Below are 17,007 nucleotides of genomic sequence, written 5' to 3' on the forward strand. Positions count from 1 at the left end.
TCAAGGGGGCATGGAGCTGCTCGGCGGAGTGATTCAGCCGCTCAGAACCCCCCACAACTGCTCAACCCCCCACTCCAGATCCTCCTCCTCGATGGTCAACGGCGGAGCCACCCGCACCGTCACCCCGTGCGTGTCCTTCACCAGCACCCCCCGCTCCATCAGCCGTTCCGACACCGCCCGCCCCGACCCCACCCCCGGATCCACGTCCACCCCCGCCCACAGCCCCCGCCCCCGTACGGCCGTCACCCGTCCGGTCCCGGTCATCTCGGCCAGGCGCCGGTGCAGCAGGTCGCCCAGTTCGGCCGCCCGCTCCTGGAACTCCCCGGTCCGCAGCATCGCGATCACCTCCAGAGCCACCGCGCAGGCCAGCGGATTGCCCCCGAAGGTCGACCCGTGCTCCCCGGGCCGGAACACCCCGAGCACCTCCGCGTCCGCCACCACCGCCGACACCGGCAGCACCCCGCCCCCCAGCGCCTTCCCGAGCACGTACACATCCGGTACGACCCCCTCGTGCTCGCACGCGAACGTCCGCCCGGTCCGCCCCAGCCCCGACTGGATCTCGTCGGCGATGAACAGCACGTCCCGCTCCCGGGTCAGCTCCCGCACCGCCCGCAGATATCCGGCCGGCGGCACGATCACCCCCGACTCGCCCTGGATCGGCTCAAGGAGCACCGCGACCGTGTTGTCGGTCAGCGCGGCCCGCATCGCCGTGAGGTCGCCGTACGGCACGATCTCGAAGCCGGGCGTATAAGGCCCGAAGTCCGCGCGGGCCTCCGGGTCGGTCGAGAAGCTGATCACGGTCGTCGTACGGCCGTGGAAGTTCCCGCTCGCCACCACCACCTTCGCCATCTCCGCGAGCACCCCCTTCACCCGGTACCCCCACTTCCGGGCGGTCTTCACGGCGGTCTCCACCGCCTCCACCCCCGTGTTCATCGGCAGCACCATCTCCATCCCGCACAGCTCGGCCAGCTCCGTGCAGAACGCGGCGAACCGGTCGTGGTGGAACGCCCTCGACGTCAGCGTCACCCGTTCCAGCTGGGCCTTCGCCGCCGCGACCAGGCGCGGGTGGCCGTGCCCGAAGTTCAGCGCCGAGTACCCGGCCAGGAAGTCCAGGTACCGGCGCCCCTCGACGTCCGTCATCCAGGCGCCGTCGGCCGTCGCGATCACCACCGGCAGCGGGTCGTAGTTGTGCGCGCTGTGCGCGTCGGCGGCGGCGACGAGGGCTTCCGTACGGGTCACGACGACTCCAGAGGGCGCGGCGGGATTGCCCCCTTTCCTACCCTCTGCCCCTGACCGACTGGTGGACGCCACGGCCCTCGGGCCCGGCGTGCCCGGTAATGTGATCCACGGGCCGTGACTGGCGCGCTGGGGTCTGCCGTCACATTCCCGTCGTCCGCCCGGAGGGCGGGCCCCGCGGCGACTGGTGCGTGCAGCTGCAAGGCGGAGGAGGGAGTCGACGCGGAGCGTCGGTGACCGACGACAACGCCGCAGATGCGCGTGCCAGCCGCCGCGGGGCAGGCGGGAATGTGACGGCAGACCCCGAGGATGGGACCGACCATCGGGGAGCGGCCCGTGCAGTGACCGAGTGCCGTGCGCCTGGGCCGAACCGTGAATGCCGAACGCCATGTCCGGAGGTCCCGAATGACTGACAAGTCCGCGCCCCTGTCCACCGAGTCCACCGCCTACCGCGCCGCCCTCGACGTGATCCGCGCGGTCGAGCCGCGGGTCGCCGACGCGATCGGCCAGGAGGTCGCCGACCAGCGCGAGATGCTCAAGCTGATCGCCTCCGAGAACTACGCCTCCCCGGCGACGCTGCTCGCGATGGGCAACTGGTTCAGCGACAAGTACGCCGAGGGCACGATCGGCCGCCGCTTCTACGCCGGCTGCCGCAACGTCGACACCGTCGAGGGCCTCGCCGCCGAGCACGCCCGCGAGCTGTTCGGCGCCCGGCACGCCTACGTCCAGCCGCACTCCGGCATCGACGCCAACCTGGTCGCCTTCTGGGCCGTCCTCGCCGACCGCGTCGAGGTCCCCTTCCTCCAGAAGACCGGCGCCCGCCAGGTCAACGACCTCTCCGAGGCCGACTGGGCCGAGCTGCGCCAGGCCTTCGGCAACCAGCGGATGCTCGGCATGTCCCTGGACGCCGGCGGCCACCTCACCCACGGCTTCCGCCCCAACATCTCCGGCAAGATGTTCGACCAGCGGTCGTACGGCACCGACCCGGCCACCGGCCTCATCGACTACGACGCGCTGCGCGCCCAGGCCCGTGACTTCAAGCCGCTGATCGTCGTCGCCGGCTACTCCGCGTACCCCCGGCTGGTGAACTTCCGGATCATGCGGGAGATCGCCGACGAGGTCGGCGCCACGCTGATGGTCGACATGGCCCACTTCGCCGGTCTGGTCGCCGGCAAGGTCCTGACCGGCGACTTCGACCCGGTCCCGCACGCCCAGATCGTGACCACGACCACCCACAAGTCGCTGCGCGGCCCGCGCGGCGGCATGGTCCTGTGCGACGACTCCCTCAAGGACCAGGTCGACCGCGGCTGCCCGATGGTCCTCGGCGGCCCGCTCCCGCATGTCATGGCCGCCAAGGCGGTCGCCCTCGCCGAGGCCCGGCAGCCCTCCTTCCAGGACTACGCCCAGCGCATCGTCGACAACTCGCGCGCGCTGGCCGAGGGCCTGATGCGGCGGGGCGCCACCCTGGTGACCGGCGGCACCGACAACCACCTCAACCTGATCGACGTCGAGACGTCATACGGCCTCACCGGCCGCCAGGCCGAGTCGGCCCTCCTCGACTCCGGCATCGTCACCAACCGCAACGCGATCCCGGCCGACCCGAACGGCGCCTGGTACACCTCCGGCATCCGCATCGGCACCCCGGCGCTCACCACCCGTGGCCTCGGCACGGCCGAGATGGACGAGGTCGCGGGCCTGATCGACCGCGTCCTGACCGCCACCGAACCGGGCACGACGAAGTCCGGCGCCCCGTCCAAGGCCTCCCACGTCCTCGACGAGAAGGTCTCTACGGAGATCGCCCAGCGCGCGACGGACCTGGTCGCGGGCTTCCCGCTGTACCCGGAGATCGACCTCGGCTGATCGACGTCCTCAGGGGCAGCGCCCCTGAAAGGGGCGCGGGGCCGCATTCATTTGCGGCCCCGCCGCGGGGCGCGACCAGCCCCTACGGTCCGCGGTTCCCCACGCACCGAATCCACCCGAGCTCTCTGAGAGAATGGTGAGCATGGCCTCAGATCGACCTCGCGTGCTCTCCGGCATCCAGCCCACCGCCGGCTCGTTCCACCTGGGCAACTACCTCGGCGCCGTCCGCCAGTGGGTGGCCCTCCAGGAGACCCACGACGCCTTCTACATGGTCGTCGACCTGCACGCGATCACGATCCCGCAGGACCCCGCCGACCTGCGCGCCAACACCCGGCTCGCCACCGCCCAGCTGCTCGCGGCCGGCCTGGACCCGGACCGCTGCACCCTCTTCGTGCAGAGCCACGTCCCCGAGCACGCCCAGCTCGCCTGGGTCATGAACTGCCTCACCGGCTTCGGCGAGGCCAGCCGGATGACCCAGTTCAAGGACAAGGCGGCCAAGCAGGGCACGGACCGCGCGAGCGTCGGCCTGTTCACGTACCCCATCCTCCAGGTCGCCGACATCCTGCTCTACCAGGCCAACGAGGTGCCCGTCGGTGAGGACCAGCGCCAGCACGTCGAGCTCACCCGTGACCTCGCGGAGCGTTTCAACGGCCGGTTCGGCGAGACCTTCACCATCCCGAAGCCGTACATCCTCAAGGAGACGGCGAAGATCTACGACCTCCAGGACCCGGCGATCAAGATGAGCAAGTCGGCGTCCACGCCGAAGGGCCTCATCAACCTCCTGGACGACCCGAAGGCGACCGCGAAGAAGGTCAAGAGCGCGGTCACCGACACGGACACCGTGATCCGCTACGACGCCGAGCACAAGCCGGGCGTCTCCAACCTGCTCACCATCCACTCCACCCTCACCGGCAAGTCGATCGCCGAGCTGGAGCAGGAGTACGAGGGCAAGATGTACGGCGCCCTCAAGACGGACCTCGCCGAGATCATGGTCGACTTCGTCACCCCGTTCCGGGAGCGCACCCAGCAGTACCTGGACGACTCGGAGACCCTCGACTCGATCCTCGCCAAGGGTGCGGAGAAGGCCCGTGCCGTGGCCGCCGAGACCCTGGCCCAGGCCTACGACCGGGTCGGTTTCCTGCCCGCCAAGCACTGAGCCGGGAACGGCGCGAAGCGAAGCGCTGCACATCACTTCGGCCACGGCTGCCCGGGAGGCGGCCGTGGCCGTACAGTCGATAGACGGACGCCCGGGTACGAACCCGACATGCGTCCGCCCACCACGACCGACGGGAGATGACGTGGGGACCGTAACGATCGGCGTGTCGATCGCGGTCCCGGAGCCTCACGGCAGCCTGCTCCAGGAGCGGCGCGCGGGCTTCGGCGACGCCGCGGCCCACGGCATCCCCACGCACGTGACCCTGCTGCCGCCGACGGAGGTCGACGCGGGGGCGCTGGCCGCCGTGGAGGCCCACCTGGGCGAGGTCGCCGCGGTCGGCCGGCCGTTCCCGATGCGGCTGTGCGGTACGGGGACGTTCCGGCCGCTGTCGCCGGTGGTGTACGTCCGGGTGGTCCAGGGCGAGGACGACTGCGCGTGGTTGCAGCAGCGCGTCCGGGACGCGTCCGGGCCGCTCGACCGTGAGCTGCAGTTCCCGTACCACCCGCATGTGACCGTCGCGCACGGGATCGACGAGGCGGCGATGGACCGGGCGTTCGCCGAGCTCGCGGACTTCGAGGCCGAGTGGCCGTGCACGGGGTTCGCGTTGTACGAGCAGGGGGCGGACGGGGTGTGGCGGAAGCTGCACGAGTACGTCTTCGGGGGAGCCGTTGTGCCGCCTCAGGTGGGGCATGCCGAGCGAGGGTCCATCGCCAGTCGGTAGCCTGCGGGCCCGGTGGGGGTTGATCGCGCAGTTCCTCCCCCAGCCTTCGGCCGGGGGACCCCCAGCGCCCCTTACGGGGCGCTTCAGATCGGCAGTCTCCGAAACAGGCCCCGCGGCGCGTGCCTCAGTGCCGACATCACCACCCGCAACGCCCCCGGTACCCACACCACCTCCGAGCGCCTGCGCAGGCCTACCTCGATCGCCGTCGCCACCGCCTCCGGGGTCGTGGCGAGGGGGGCCTCCTCCAGGCCGCTCGTCATCCTGGTGCGGACGAAGCCCGGCCGGACGACCATCACGTGCACGCCCGTGCCGTGCAGGGCGTCGCCCAGCCCCTGGGTGAAGGCGTCCAGGCCCGCCTTGCTGGAGCCGTAGATGAAGTTGGAACGGCGGGCGCGTTCGCCGGCGACCGACGAGAGGACGACCAGGGAGCCGTGGCCCTGGGTCTGCAGGGCCCGCGCGGAGACCAGGCCCGCCGAGACGGCGCCCGTGTAGTTGGTCTGGGCGACGCGCACGGCGTTGACCGGTTCGCGTTCGTCGGTCGCCTGGTCGCCGAGGATGCCGAAGGCGAGCAGGACCAGGTCGACGTCGCCGTTGGCGAAGACCTTGCCGAGGGCGTTCTCGTGCGACTCGGGGTCGAGCGCGTCGAAGGGGACGGTGTGGACGTCGGGGCCGAGGGCGCGCAACTGCTCGGCGGCCTGTTCGAGGGCGGGGGAGGGCCGGCCGGCCAGCCAGACCGTGCGGGTGCGGCGGGCGATCAGCCGGCGCGCGGTGGCCAGCGCGATCTCCGACGTGCCGCCGAGGACCAGCAGGGACTGGGGCATTCCGAAGGCGTCCTTCACTGCAACTCCTTGGGTTAGAGGAGGACTAGAGACCGAGACGGCGGGACAGGTCGGAGACGAAGACCCCGCGCGGGTCCAGTTCCGCGCGCAGGGCGCGGAAGTCGGCGAGCCGCGGGTACATCGCGGCGAGCAGGTCGGGACGGAGCCGGGCGTCCTTGGCGAGGTAGACGCGGCCGCCGGCGGCCGCGACCTCCTCGTCCAGTTCGTCGAGGAAGGCGCCGAGGCCGGGCAGCCCGGCGGGGATGTCGAGGGCGAGGGTCCAGCCGGGGACGGGGAAGGAGAGCCAGCCGGGGTCGGCCTCGCCGAACCGCTTGAGGACGGCCAGGAAGGACGGGCAGCGGCGCTCGGAGATCCGGGCCACGATCCGGTGCAGGGCAGTCTCCTGGCCGTGTCCGACGACGAACTGGTACTGGACGAAGCCGGCCCGGCCGTAGACGCGGTTCCAGTGCGGGACGCCGTCCAGCGGGTGGAAGAACGCGGAGATGCGCTGGAGTTGGCCGGTGCGGGCGCGGGGTGCCTTGCGGTACCAGAGTTCGTTGAAGAGGCCGACGGTGGTGCGGCCCAGAAGGCCTTCGGGGAAGCAGGCCGGGGCGGGCGGCAGCTCGCGGGGGCGGAAGGCCAGCGGGGCGCGCCCGGCGCGGGAGTTCCCGGCGAGCGCCTCCCTGGGCGCGTGGTCGCCGCGGGTGAGCACCGCGCGCCCGGTCGCCGCCCCGCGCGCGAGCAGGTCGATCCAGGCGACCGAGTAGCGGTAGCGGTGGTCGGTCCCGGTCAGCCGGGCCATCAGGTCGTCGAGGTCGGCGGCGCGTTCGGTGTCGACGGACATGTACGACGTCTCGACGGGGAGGAGGCGGACGGTCGCCGTGAGGATCACTCCGGTCAGACCCATGCCGCCGGCCGTCGCGTCGAACAGCGGGGTACCGCGGCTCACCGTGCGGACCCGGCCGTCGGCGGTGAGGAGTTCGAAGGACAGCACGTGACGGGAGAACGACCCCGAGACATGGTGGTTCTTGCCGTGGATGTCGGCGCCGATCGCGCCGCCCACCGTCACCTGGCGGGTCCCCGGGGTCACCGGGACGAACCAGCCGAGCGGCAGCAGCACCTCCATCAGGCGGTGCAACGAGACCCCGGCGTCGCACAGCACGGTGCCGCCGTCGGCGTCGATGGCGTGGACGCGGTCCAGGCCCGTCATGTCGAGCACGGCACCGCCGGCGTTCTGCGCCGCGTCCCCGTAGGCCCGGCCGAGGCCCCGCGCGATACCGCCGCGCGCCCCGCAGCTCCGGATCGCGTCCGCCGCCTCCTGATAGGTCCGGGGGCGGATCAGGCGGGCGGCGGTGGGGGCGGTGCGGCCCCAGCCGGTGACGGGGACGGTCTCTCCAGACATACGGCGACCGTAACGCCCGTTATAGGTAATTAGCGCGATTGGCCACGAGAGATCCCCTGACTCCCCGAAACGGGTGATTATCCGAATGTCGCTCAATATGGTCGTAGCTTTGGCGGGGTGAAGGTGAACAGTGAGTCCAATGGACGACATGGACCACCGGATCCTCTCCGCCCTGCACGCCTGCGGTGCCGATCCACGCGTCGCGTCGGCCGCGCGTGGTCTCTCCCTCGCCGGTGAGCACGGCGCGCTCTGGCTCGCGGCGGGCCTCGCCGGGGCCGCCGTGGACGGCGCGCGGCGCGGCGCCTGGGTGCGCGGCACGGCGCTCGTCGCGGTCGCGCACCTCGGCAGCATGGGCGTCAAACGGGTCGTACGGCGGGCGCGCCCCGCGCATGTCCGGCCCCGGATGCGCACCGCGGGCCGGCACTCCTTCCCCAGCTCGCACGCCTCCTCGGCGACCGCCGCCGCCGTCGCCTTCGGGGCGCTCGGGGTGCCGGCCCTCGCGCCCCTCGCGACCGCCATGTGCCTGTCCCGGCTGGTCGTCGGCGTGCACTTCCCGACGGACGTGGCGGCGGGCGCGGCCCTCGGGGCGCTCACGGCCCGCGCCGGGGCGCGCTGGATGAGCGGAGGCACGGCGTGACCGAGACCGCGCACGCCGCCGCGGACGGGGTCGCCGAGACGACTCTGCGCGAACAGCGCGGCCATCCCGCCCGGGCCCACGCGACGGCACGCGCGCGTGTCACCCCCGGCGGCCTGCTCACGGGCCTGCTGAAGACCGCCCGCCCCAAGCAGTGGGTCAAGAACACCCTCGTCGTCGCCGCACCGGCCGCCGCCGGCCGGCTCTTCTCGGTGCCCGCCCTCGGCCGCCTCGCCCTGACCTTCGCCCTCTTCACGGCCTGCGCCGCGGCCGTCTACCTGATCAACGACGCCCGGGACACCGAGGCCGACCGCGCCCACCCGGTCAAGTGCCGCCGCCCGGTCGCCGCCGGCCAGGTCCCGGTCCCCGTCGCCTATGCCGTCGGCGGCCTCCTGGCCGTCCTCGCGCCCCTGCTCGCGGTCCGGCTGGCCCCGCCCCTGGTCGCCGTCCTGCTGACCGCCTACCTGGGCATGCAACTGGCCTACTGCGTCGCCCTGAAGCACGTCCTGGTCGTCGACCTCGTCGTCGTCACCACCGGCTTCCTGATGCGCGCGATGATCGGCGGGGTCGCCCTCGGCATCCCGCTGTCCCGCTGGTTCCTGATCACCACCGGCTTCGGCGCGCTCTTCATGGTGGCGGCCAAGCGCTACTCCGAGGCCGTGCAGATGGCCGGAAAAGCCGGCGCCACGCGCGCGCTGCTCACCGAGTACACCACCGGCTACCTCCGCTTCGTCTGGCAGCTGGCCGCCGGGGTCGCCGTCCTCGCCTACTGCCTGTGGGCGCTGGAGGGCCGCGACGGGTCCGGCGCCGGCCTGCTGCCCTGGCGCCAGCTGTCCATGGTCGCCTTCATCCTGGCGATCCTCCGGTACGCCGTCTTCGCCGACCGCGGCACCGCCGGCGAACCCGAGGACGTCGTCCTGCGCGACCGCGCCCTCGCCCTGATCGGCCTGGCCTGGCTCGCCATGTACGGCCTCGCGGTGGCCCACTGGTGACCGCGCCCGCGCGCGAGCTGATCGGCTTCGCGACCGTCGGCCTGCTCGCCTACGCGGCCGACCTCGGCCTCTTCAGCTGGCTGCGCGGCCCGGCCGCCCTCGACCCGCTCACCGCCAAGTCGCTGTCCTTCATGGCGGGCTGCACGGTCGCCTACCTCGGCAACGCCTGCGGCACCTACCGCCACGCCCGCGCGACCGGCGCCCGCGCCTACGCCGTCTTCGTCGCCGTGAACCTCGCCGGCGCCCTCGTCCAGCTGCTCTGCCTCGCCGTCAGCCACTACGGACTCGGCCTCACCTCGCAGCGCGCCGACACCGTCTCCGGCGCGGTCGTCGGCATGGCGCTGGCCACGATCCTGCGCTTCTGGGGTACCCGTACATTGGTGTTCCGCGGAGGGGGCAGAGTCGGATCATGGACTGGCTGAGAAGACTTCCCGTCGTCGGCCCCCTCGTGGGCTGGCTCATGACCACGCACGTGTGGCGGTCGTACGAGCGGCTCGACGAGGTGAAGTGGTCCCGGCTGGCCGCGGCCATGACCTTCATCAGCTTCATCTCGCTCTTCCCGCTGCTGACCGTGGGCGCCGCGATCGGGGCCGCCACGCTCAGCGCGTCCCGGCAGCAGGACATCCAGAAGAAGATCGCCGACCAGGTGCCCGGCATCTCCGACCAGCTGGACATCCACTCCCTGGTGCAGAACGCCGGCACGGTCGGCCTGATCGCCGGCGCCGTCCTGCTGTTCACCGGCATCAACTGGGTCGGGCAGATGCGGGACTGCCTGCGCGCGGTGTGGCAGCTGCCCGACCAGGACCAGAACCCGATCCTCGCCAAGGCCAAGGACGGCGTGATCCTGATCGGCTTCGGCGGCGCCGTGCTCGTCACGCTCGCCGTCTCCACCGTCGCCTCGGCGGCGGTCGGCTGGACGTCCCGGCAGCTCGGCATCGCCGAACACAGCTGGGGCAGCGTCCTGCTCCGTACCGCCGCGTTCGCCGTCGCCGTGTCGGCCGACTTCCTGCTCCTGCTCTACGTCCTCACCCTGCTGCCCGGCGTCGAGCCGCCGCGCCGCCGCCTGCTGGTCGCGGCCCTGATCGGCGCGGTCGGTTTCGAACTCCTCAAGCTGCTGCTCAGCGGCTACATCCAGGGCGTCGCCGGAAAGAGCATGTACGGCGCGTTCGGCGTCCCGGTGGCCCTGCTGCTGTGGATCAACTTCACGGCCAGGATCGTCCTGTACTGCGCCGCCTGGACGGCGGAGGAGACCACCGCCGAGTTCAGGGGCGCGTCCGCCGGCGCACCAGATCCGGCAGCGGCCAACGGCGGTTGACCAGGAACGCCGCGACCGTCAGCAGCACCACCGCGCCGCCCGCGATCCCCAGCGCCACCCCGACCCCGCCGGAGCCCTGCGCGGAGGCCGCGGCCACCGGCTTCGAGCTCGCGTCGGTGTCCTTGCCTGCGGCCGTGGCCCGCGGCGAGGCGCTGGAGGTGACCGCGCCCTTGGGCGGCACAAGATCGCCCACCGGAGTCACCTTGCCGGCCGCCCGGAAACCCCAGTCGAAGAGCTGGGCGGTCTCCTTGTAGACCTCGTTGTGCTCCTTCTTCTCCGGGTTCATCACGGTGACCAGCAGCACCCGGCCGTTCCGCTCGGCGACCCCGGTGAAGGTGGCGCCCGCGTTGGTGGTGTTGCCGTTCTTCACGCCCGCGATGCCCTGGTAGACCGGGACGTCGGTGTCCCCGCTCAGCAGCCGGTTGGTGTTCTGGATCTCGAAGGACCCGCGGACCGACTTGCCCTTCGCGTTCTTCGTCGTGTCGCCCGGGAAACTGGCCCGCACGGTCGAGCAGTACTCCCGGAAGTCCTTCTTCTGCAGCCCGGAGCGCGCGAACAGCGACAGGTCGTACGCCGACGACACCTGCCCCGGCTGGTCGTAGCCGTCCGGACTCACCACGTGGGTGTCCAGCGCCTGCAGCTCCTCCGCGTGGTCCTGCATGTCCCGGACGGTCTGCTCGACCCCGCCGTTCATCGCGGACAGCACGTGCACCGCGTCGTTGCCCGAGCGCAGGAACACCCCGAGCCAGAGGTCGCGGACCGTGTAGGTCTGGCCCTCCTTTATCCCGACCATGCTGGAACCGGCGCCGATGCCCGCGAGGTCGGCCGGCACCACCGTGTGCGGGGTCGTCTTCGGGAACCGGGGCAGCACGGTGTCCGCGAACAGCATCTTCAGGGTGCTCGCCGGGGGCAGCCGCCAGTGCGCGTTGTGCGCGGCGAGCACCTCGCCCGACTCGGCGTCGGAGACGATCCAGGACCGCCCCGTGACGTCCTTCGGCAGCACCGGCACCCCGGCGGCCGGGTTCACCTGGGTACCGGGCTGCCCCAGCCGGGTGCCGCCCACCGTCGACATGTCCGCCGGGGGAGTGGCCGACGGAGTCGTGGAGGGCGTCGGCGCGGCGAGCGCGGCCGGCGCGGTGGACGACAGGGACAGCAGGGCGGCGGAGAGGACCAGCAGCGCGCGGCTGGCCTTCGGCTTCGGAGCGGGCACGGACGAGAACGTACCTGCCGCGGAGGGCGAAGTCCCGTCACCGACTCCACCCCGGAATCGGAACCGGACAGCGGCGGGCGATACTGAGTCCATGAAGCTCAGCCGTCCGGTCTCCTGGTTCCTGCTCGCGTTCGGGGTGTGGAGCTGGTTCATCTGGATCACTTTCGTCAAGAACCTCGTCAAGGACGGCAGCGGACTCGCCTTCGACGACGGGCATCCCACGGCGTACTTCTGGATCCACCTGACGCTGGCCGTCGTGTCCTTCGTATTGGGGACGGTCATCGGGGGCATCGGGTTGCGCGGAGTGCGCGCACTGCGCCGTACGTCATAGCGGCGGGACGGGCCGAACGCCAGGTCGGAATACCGCCGGTCTCCGGCGCCGGCGCCCGCGAAGCTCGACGTCATGAAGCGACTTGAGGGAAACACCGCGTTGGTCACGGGCGGCAGCCGGGGCATCGGTGCCGCCGTGGCGCTGCGGCTGGCCGAGGAGGGCGCCGACGTCGTCCTCACCTACGAGCACAGCGCGGACCGCGCCGCCCGGCTGGTGGAGCGGATCGAGGCGGGCGGGAGCCGGGCACTGGCCGTCCGGGCCGACAGCGCCGTCCCCGAGGCACTCACCGCCGCGGTGGACGAGGCCGCCGGGACGTTCGGCGGACTCGACATCCTGGTCAACAACGCCGCCGTCTTCCTCGTCGGCCCGCTGGAGGACATGGGGGCCGCGGAGATCGACCGCACCCTGGCGGTGAACGTCCGGGCGCCGTTCGCGGCGTCCCGGGCGGCGGCCCGGCACATGGGCCGGGGCGGCCGCATCATCAGCATCGGCAGCAATGTCGCCGAGCGTGCGGTCTTCCCCGGGCTGGCGCTGTACTCGATGAGCAAGGCGGCTCTGGTCGGGATGACGAAGGGGCTGGCCCGGGAACTCGGTCCGCGCGGCGTCACCGTCAACCTGGTGCATCCCGGCCCCACCGACACGGACACCAACCCCGCCGGCGGGCCGAACGCCGAGGCGATCGCCGGCTTCACGGCGGTCGGCCGCTACGCGGAACCGGCCGAGATCGCGGCCACCGTCGCCCACCTGGCAAGCGGTGACGGCTCGTACATCACCGGCGCCTCGATCCACGTCGACGGCGGCTTCACCGCCTGAGCGGCCCCGACCGAAACCGCCTCGCACCCGCTGTGGAAGAGCTGTGAAATCCGGCGGAAACAAGCCATCGGTAAGTTCTTCCTCATCTAGTCAGATCACTCTTCCCCCACATGAAACACCTGTGATTAGGTGAGCCGCGTCACTTAGGGGAGTGGCACTTGGGGAGGGCCTGGGTAGGGCCTGGAACGGACCCGTGCTGGTCCTGGGGAGGGCACCGACCATGCGATCTGTTCGCATGCGGATTCTCGTGACACTCGTCGTCCTGGCGATCGTGGGGATCGGCGGCTGGCAGCTGTTGCCGTCGCAGCAGAACAAGAACAAGACCATCACCGTCGGCACGACCGACGCGGTCACCTCGCTCGATCCGGCCGGCGCGTACGACGCCGGTTCCTGGGCGTTGTTCAACAACGTCTTCCAGACCCTGCTCACCTTCGAGCCCGACGGCGTCAAGCCGGTCCCGGACGCGGCGGAGAGCTGTGCGTTCACGGACTCGGGCCTCCAGACGTACCGCTGCGTGGTGCGCGACGGGATCACCTTCCCGAGCGGCCGGGCGATGACCGCCGAGGACGTGAAGTACTCCTTCGACCGGGTCAAGAAGATCAACTCCGATGTCGGCCCGGCCTCCCTGCTCTCGACGCTGGAGTCGGTGACCGCCTCCGGCAAGACCGTCACCTTCCACCTGTCGTCCCCGGACGCGACGTTCCCGTTCAAGCTCGCCACCGGCGCCGGCGCGATCGTCGACAAGGACAAGTACCCGGCGGACAAGCTGCGCACCGACGACGCGGTGGACGGCACCGGCCCGTACACCCTGACGTCGTACACGAAGGACAAGCGGGCCGTGCTGCGGCCCAACGGCCGCTACAAGGGCGAGCTGAGCGGCACCGGCCGCCCCGTCGAGCTGGACTACTACGCCGACTCGGCCAAGCTCGCGAGCGCGTACAAGGCCAAGCAGGTCGACGTGGCGACCCGGACGCTGCCGCCCGCCATGGTCTCCAAGCTCTCGCCGAGCGACCCCGACCAGCGCGTCCTGGAGTCCGACAGCTCCGAGACCCGCAACCTGTACCTGAACACCCGTCAGAAGTCGCCCCTGCACGACGTGCTGGTCCGCCGGGCCCTCGCCTGGCTGGTCAACCGCGAGGAACTGGCCTCGTCCGTGTACGACGGCACGGTGGAGCCGCTGTACTCGCTGATCCCGAGCGGCCTCACCGGCCACACCACGTCCTTCTTCGACACCTACCCGACCCAGAGCGTCGACAAGGCGAAGGCGCTCCTGGAGCAGGCCGGCGTCAGCACCCCCGTCGAGTTCTCCTTCGGCTACGGCATCGGCCACGGCGCGGGCGCCGAGGAGGCCGCCGCGCTGAAGAAGCAGCTGGAGAAGGGCGGCCTGTTCAAGGTCGACGTCAAGGGGTACGAGTGGACCGACTTCCAGAAGTCCTGGGCCGAGGGGAAGATGGACGCCTGGGCGGTCGGCTGGGTCGCCGACTATCCCGACCCGGACACCTTCGGCGCCGCCCTGGTCGGCAGTGACTCCGTCATGAGCACCGGCTACAGCAACAAGATCGTCGACCGCCTCCTCCAGAACAGCCAGCGGTACGCCGACCGCAGCGAGGCCGAGCAGGACTTCCGCACCGTCCAGACGGACGTGGCGAACGACGTCCCGCTGATCCCGCTGTGGCAGCGCACGGACTACGTCCTCAGCAGCGAGGACGTGGGCGGAGCCCAGTACCTCAACGACAGTTCGGGCATCTTCCGCCTGTGGAGCCTGGGCTGGATCTGACGGGCGTGCTGAGACGCAACGCCTTCCGGCTCCCCCGGCACCCGGCGTCCGTCGGCCTCGCCCGGCACCGGGTCCGGGACCATCTGGCCGCCTGGGGCCACGGCCCGGACACCCCGGCGGTCGGCGACGCCCTGCTCCTCGTCTCCGAACTGGCCACCAACGTCGTCCGCCACGGCCCTCTGCGGGAGCGGGAGTTCGAGGTCGCGGTGACCGCCCTGGCCGACGGCTCCTGCCTCATCGAGGTCTCGGACGAGGGCCGCGCGGAACCCCGCCTGCGCATTGTCCGGGAGGCCGACGAGACGGGCCGGGGCCTGCACCTGGTGGGGACCGTCGCCGCGGCCTGGGGAGTGTGGAGCAGGGGAGTCCACGGCAAGACCGTCTGGGCGTTGATCTCGGTCGACCCGTAGCCATCGGCCGCGGCACCGTCGTGGTTGCCCGCGCAGTTCCCCGCGCCCCTGAAGGGGCGCAGCCCCTTCTTGCGGGGGCGCGGGGCTGTATCCGATGTGCGGCTGCCGCCGCGTGGGCGCGACCAGCCACAACGCACCCGCACCCGAAACTCATACCGATCGCAACGTCACTGTCACCGCCAGCCCTTCTCCAGGAGAGGTCCGCACCCCCACCTCACCCCCGTGCGCCTCCACCACCCCTTGCACGATCGCCATCCCCAACCCGCTCCCCTCCGCACTCCCCACCCGGAAGAACCGGTCGAAGATCCGCGCCGCGTCCTCCTCGCCCAACCCCGGCCCCTCGTCGGCCACACACACCCGCACCACCCCGTCCGACCGCTCCACCCCCAACGTCACCCCCGCCTCGACCGGCGTATGCGTCCGTACGTTGGCCATCAGATTCCCCAGCACCTGCCGCAGCGCCGACTCGTCCGCCCGCACCAGCACCGCCCCGTCGGCCCGCACGGCCACCGGCCGCCCCGGCTGCTGCGCCCGCAGGTCCTCCGCCGCGTCCCGCACCAGCCGGCTCAGGTCGACGTTCCGGAACCTGATCTCCGGCCGCTGGTCGAGCCGGGCGAGCAGCAGCAGCTCGTCGACGAGGCGGCCCATCCGCTCCACCTCGCCGTTCATCCGGTCCCAGGCCCGCCGCCGCTCCCCGGGCTCGCTCAGCATGCCCTTGTCGTACAGCTGGAGATAGCCGCGGATGGCGGCGAGTGGGGTGCGCAGCTCGTGCGAGGCGTCGGCGACGAACCGGCGCAGCTGGGCCGCGCTGCGCTCGCGGGTCCGGTACGCCGTCTCCACCTGGTGCAGCATGGCGTTGAGGGCGAGCCGCAGCTGCTCGACCTCCTCCGTCGGGTGCTGGCTGGAGGGCACCCGCCGGGTCAGGTCGCCCTCGGCGATCGCCGACGACGTCTCCACCATGTCCTCCAGCGGCAGCAGCCGTTGCCGCACGCTGTACATGGTCAGGCAGCACAGCAGCGCGAGCAGCAGCGAGCCGACCGCGAAGTCGAGCCTGAGCGCCTTGGCTATGCCCTTGTGCAGCAGCTCGGTCGAGGTGGCCAGCAGGATGTAGGAGCCGTCGGCGAGCCGCGTCGCCGTCACCCGGTAGGACGCGCCGTGCACGTCGATGTCGCGCGGGTCGGGGGCGGCGGTGAGGGCCCTCGGGTCGGAGACGACGGCGGCGAGGGAGCGCTGGGCCTCGGTCGGCTTCATGCCGAAGAGGGAGATCGCGTCGCCCCTGGTGCCGATGACCGTGAAGATCGAGTCCGGGGTCGGGTCGGACTCGGCGGGGACGATCCGGTCGCGGATCACGCCGAGCGCGCCCAGCGAGTCGACCTGCCGCAGCGTGAGGCCCGAACTCCCCAGTGACGTGCGCATCTTGAGAAGCTCGGAGTCCACCTGGTCGAGCAGGTACAGCCGCATGCCCATGATGCTCACGGCGGTCGCCACGACGATGCCGACGGCGAGCAGTCCGACGTTGGCCAGGGTGAGCTTGCCGCGCAGCGAGTGCAGTCCGTGCCGGTGCCGGCGCTTGCCGAGGTTCATGTCAGGCCGTACCCGACGCCCCGCCGGGTGGTGATCACGGGTGCGCCCAGGGCGTCGAGCTTGCGCCGCAGATAGCTGATGTAGGTCTCCACCACGGTCGACTCGGACGGTATGTGCTCGTACTGCCAGACGTGCCTGAGCAGTTGCTCCTTCGGCACGATCCGGCCGCCGTTGCGCACCAGGAAGCGCAGCAGCGCGTACTCGGTCGGGGTCAGCTCGACCGTGCGGCCCGCGCGGTGCACGCAGTACGTCGTCTCGTCCAGCTCCAGGTCGCCGTAGCGCAGCGGCGGCCGCTGCTGGATGACGTCCGCCGGGCGGGTGCGGCGCAGCACGGCGCCGATCCGGGCGACGACCTCGTCGATGTTGAACGGCTTGGTGATGTAGTCGTCGCCGTAGCCGAGCGCCCCGACTATCTCGGCGGGCGCGTCCCGTGCGGTGAGGAACACCAGCGCCAGATCGGGCTGCCGGGCGCGCAGTTCACGGGCGAGGGCCCGCCCGTCGCCGTCCGGCAGCATCACGTCGAGCAGGGCCGCGTCCGGCCGGGTGCGCTCGGCCAGCGCGAGGGCGCCCTGGACCGTACCGGCCGTCATCACCTCGAACCGGTGGTAGCGCAGGGCGATGGCGAGGACGTCCGCGATGCTCGGCTCGTCCTCCACGATCAGCACGGTGCTGCCTGGAGCCGTCATGCCCCCAGTATCGGCGCCGCCACCGGCAGCCGGGGGCGCGCAGCTTTGGAGTTCCTTGAGAGTCA

At 71.7% G+C, this 17,007-nt stretch carries 17 protein-coding genes; 11 read left to right on the plus strand and 6 right to left on the minus strand.

What is annotated here, in order from left to right:
- Positions 1-33 precede the first annotated feature (33 nt).
- A complete protein-coding gene (rocD, locus tag ACGF5O_RS43640; RefSeq protein ID WP_393815495.1) occupies positions 34-1,239 on the minus strand; it encodes an ornithine--oxo-acid transaminase in 1,206 nt (401 codons plus the stop codon).
- Between the two features lie 402 nt (positions 1,240-1,641).
- Between rocD and ACGF5O_RS43645 the strand changes: the two genes are divergently transcribed.
- From ACGF5O_RS43645 to ACGF5O_RS43655, 3 genes are all read left to right on the plus strand, one after another.
- Positions 1,642-3,096 (plus strand): glycine hydroxymethyltransferase, encoded by a 1,455-nt coding sequence (locus ACGF5O_RS43645; protein ID WP_393815496.1) that lies wholly within the window; start codon positions 1,642-1,644, stop codon positions 3,094-3,096.
- Between the two features lie 142 nt (positions 3,097-3,238).
- Positions 3,239-4,252: a tryptophan--tRNA ligase gene (gene trpS / locus ACGF5O_RS43650; RefSeq protein WP_393815497.1), complete on the plus strand. Its 1,014-nt coding sequence runs from the start codon at positions 3,239-3,241 to the stop codon at positions 4,250-4,252.
- A 142-nt stretch (positions 4,253-4,394) separates the two neighbouring features.
- Positions 4,395-4,973 carry a 2'-5' RNA ligase family protein gene (locus ACGF5O_RS43655; protein ID WP_393815498.1) on the plus strand — a complete coding sequence of 193 codons (579 nt, stop codon included), beginning with the start codon at positions 4,395-4,397 and terminating at the stop codon, positions 4,971-4,973.
- Between the two features lie 83 nt (positions 4,974-5,056).
- Here ACGF5O_RS43655 and ACGF5O_RS43660 read toward each other — a convergent pair whose 3' ends face one another.
- Both ACGF5O_RS43660 and ACGF5O_RS43665 read right to left on the minus strand, forming a co-directional pair.
- Positions 5,057-5,812, minus strand: a complete 756-nt coding sequence (locus ACGF5O_RS43660) for a decaprenylphospho-beta-D-erythro-pentofuranosid-2-ulose 2-reductase (protein ID WP_393815499.1) — start codon at positions 5,810-5,812, stop codon at positions 5,057-5,059.
- Between the two features lie 25 nt (positions 5,813-5,837).
- On the minus strand, positions 5,838-7,193 hold the full coding sequence (locus ACGF5O_RS43665; RefSeq protein ID WP_393815500.1) for an FAD-binding protein: 1,356 nt from the start codon (positions 7,191-7,193) through the stop codon (positions 5,838-5,840).
- Between the two features lie 139 nt (positions 7,194-7,332).
- Between ACGF5O_RS43665 and ACGF5O_RS43670 the strand changes: the two genes are divergently transcribed.
- Genes ACGF5O_RS43670 through ACGF5O_RS43685 form a run of 4 tightly spaced genes read left to right on the plus strand, consistent with a single transcriptional unit; the run spans position 7,333 to position 10,134 of the window.
- Complete coding sequence (locus ACGF5O_RS43670) at positions 7,333-7,830, plus strand: phosphatase PAP2 family protein (protein ID WP_393815501.1); 498 nt, start codon at positions 7,333-7,335, stop codon at positions 7,828-7,830.
- The gene (locus ACGF5O_RS43675; RefSeq protein WP_393815502.1) at positions 7,827-8,819 is read left to right on the plus strand and encodes a decaprenyl-phosphate phosphoribosyltransferase; all 993 of its coding nucleotides are present in this window, start codon (positions 7,827-7,829) and stop codon (positions 8,817-8,819) included. The genes ACGF5O_RS43670 and ACGF5O_RS43675 overlap by 4 nt, the downstream gene beginning before the upstream one ends.
- The gene (locus ACGF5O_RS43680; RefSeq protein ID WP_393815503.1) at positions 8,816-9,241 is read left to right on the plus strand and encodes a GtrA family protein; all 426 of its coding nucleotides are present in this window, start codon (positions 8,816-8,818) and stop codon (positions 9,239-9,241) included. Before ACGF5O_RS43675 ends, ACGF5O_RS43680 begins: the two co-directional genes overlap by 4 nt.
- Positions 9,229-10,134 carry a YihY/virulence factor BrkB family protein gene (locus ACGF5O_RS43685; RefSeq protein WP_393815504.1) on the plus strand — a complete coding sequence of 302 codons (906 nt, stop codon included), beginning with the start codon at positions 9,229-9,231 and terminating at the stop codon, positions 10,132-10,134. Before ACGF5O_RS43680 ends, ACGF5O_RS43685 begins: the two co-directional genes overlap by 13 nt.
- On the opposite strand, the gene ACGF5O_RS43690 is transcribed toward ACGF5O_RS43685, so the two are convergent.
- Complete coding sequence (locus tag ACGF5O_RS43690; protein WP_393815505.1) at positions 10,082-11,344, minus strand: D-alanyl-D-alanine carboxypeptidase family protein; 1,263 nt, start codon at positions 11,342-11,344, stop codon at positions 10,082-10,084. The genes ACGF5O_RS43685 and ACGF5O_RS43690 overlap by 53 nt on opposite strands.
- Positions 11,345-11,435: 91 nt before the next feature.
- Between ACGF5O_RS43690 and ACGF5O_RS43695 the strand changes: the two genes are divergently transcribed.
- The 4 genes from ACGF5O_RS43695 (at position 11,436) to ACGF5O_RS43710 (ending at position 14,672) form a co-directional block, all read left to right on the plus strand.
- Entirely contained in the window at positions 11,436-11,675 is a 240-nt protein-coding gene (locus ACGF5O_RS43695) for an SCO4848 family membrane protein (protein WP_362592205.1), read from the plus strand.
- Between the two features lie 72 nt (positions 11,676-11,747).
- Complete coding sequence (locus ACGF5O_RS43700) at positions 11,748-12,488, plus strand: SDR family NAD(P)-dependent oxidoreductase (protein ID WP_393815506.1); 741 nt, start codon at positions 11,748-11,750, stop codon at positions 12,486-12,488.
- A 220-nt stretch (positions 12,489-12,708) separates the two neighbouring features.
- Positions 12,709-14,265 (plus strand): ABC transporter substrate-binding protein, encoded by a 1,557-nt coding sequence (locus ACGF5O_RS43705; protein WP_393815507.1) that lies wholly within the window; start codon positions 12,709-12,711, stop codon positions 14,263-14,265.
- Positions 14,266-14,270: 5 nt separating this feature from the next.
- Entirely contained in the window at positions 14,271-14,672 is a 402-nt protein-coding gene (locus ACGF5O_RS43710; protein ID WP_393815537.1) for an ATP-binding protein, read from the plus strand.
- Positions 14,673-14,822: 150 nt separating this feature from the next.
- Here ACGF5O_RS43710 and ACGF5O_RS43715 read toward each other — a convergent pair whose 3' ends face one another.
- A complete protein-coding gene (locus ACGF5O_RS43715; protein WP_393815508.1) occupies positions 14,823-16,256 on the minus strand; it encodes a sensor histidine kinase in 1,434 nt (477 codons plus the stop codon).
- The gene (locus ACGF5O_RS43720) at positions 16,253-16,942 is read right to left on the minus strand and encodes a response regulator transcription factor (RefSeq protein ID WP_393815509.1); all 690 of its coding nucleotides are present in this window, start codon (positions 16,940-16,942) and stop codon (positions 16,253-16,255) included. Before ACGF5O_RS43720 ends, ACGF5O_RS43715 begins: the two co-directional genes overlap by 4 nt.
- Positions 16,943-17,007: the final 65 nt, after the last annotated feature.

The organism is Streptomyces sp. NPDC048291, from assembly GCF_043201715.1.
Lineage (GTDB): Bacteria > Actinomycetota > Actinomycetes > Streptomycetales > Streptomycetaceae > Streptomyces.

Bases quoted from the DNA above. Each gene is read 5' to 3' on its own strand.
- ACGF5O_RS43645 (WP_393815496.1), top strand. From the start codon at position 1,642: ATGACTGACAAGTCCGCGCCCCTGTCCACCGAGTCCACCGCCTACCGC.
- trpS (WP_393815497.1), top strand. From the start codon at position 3,239: ATGGCCTCAGATCGACCTCGCGTGCTCTCCGGCATCCAGCCCACCGCC.
- ACGF5O_RS43665 (WP_393815500.1), bottom strand. From the start codon at position 7,193: ATGTCTGGAGAGACCGTCCCCGTCACCGGCTGGGGCCGCACCGCCCCC.
- ACGF5O_RS43670 (WP_393815501.1), top strand. From the start codon at position 7,333: ATGGACGACATGGACCACCGGATCCTCTCCGCCCTGCACGCCTGCGGT.
- ACGF5O_RS43685 (WP_393815504.1), top strand. From the start codon at position 9,229: ATGGACTGGCTGAGAAGACTTCCCGTCGTCGGCCCCCTCGTGGGCTGG.
- ACGF5O_RS43695 (WP_362592205.1), top strand. From the start codon at position 11,436: ATGAAGCTCAGCCGTCCGGTCTCCTGGTTCCTGCTCGCGTTCGGGGTG.
- ACGF5O_RS43700 (WP_393815506.1), top strand. From the start codon at position 11,748: ATGAAGCGACTTGAGGGAAACACCGCGTTGGTCACGGGCGGCAGCCGG.
- ACGF5O_RS43705 (WP_393815507.1), top strand. From the start codon at position 12,709: ATGCGATCTGTTCGCATGCGGATTCTCGTGACACTCGTCGTCCTGGCG.
- ACGF5O_RS43715 (WP_393815508.1), bottom strand. From the start codon at position 16,256: ATGAACCTCGGCAAGCGCCGGCACCGGCACGGACTGCACTCGCTGCGC.
- ACGF5O_RS43720 (WP_393815509.1), bottom strand. From the start codon at position 16,942: ATGACGGCTCCAGGCAGCACCGTGCTGATCGTGGAGGACGAGCCGAGC.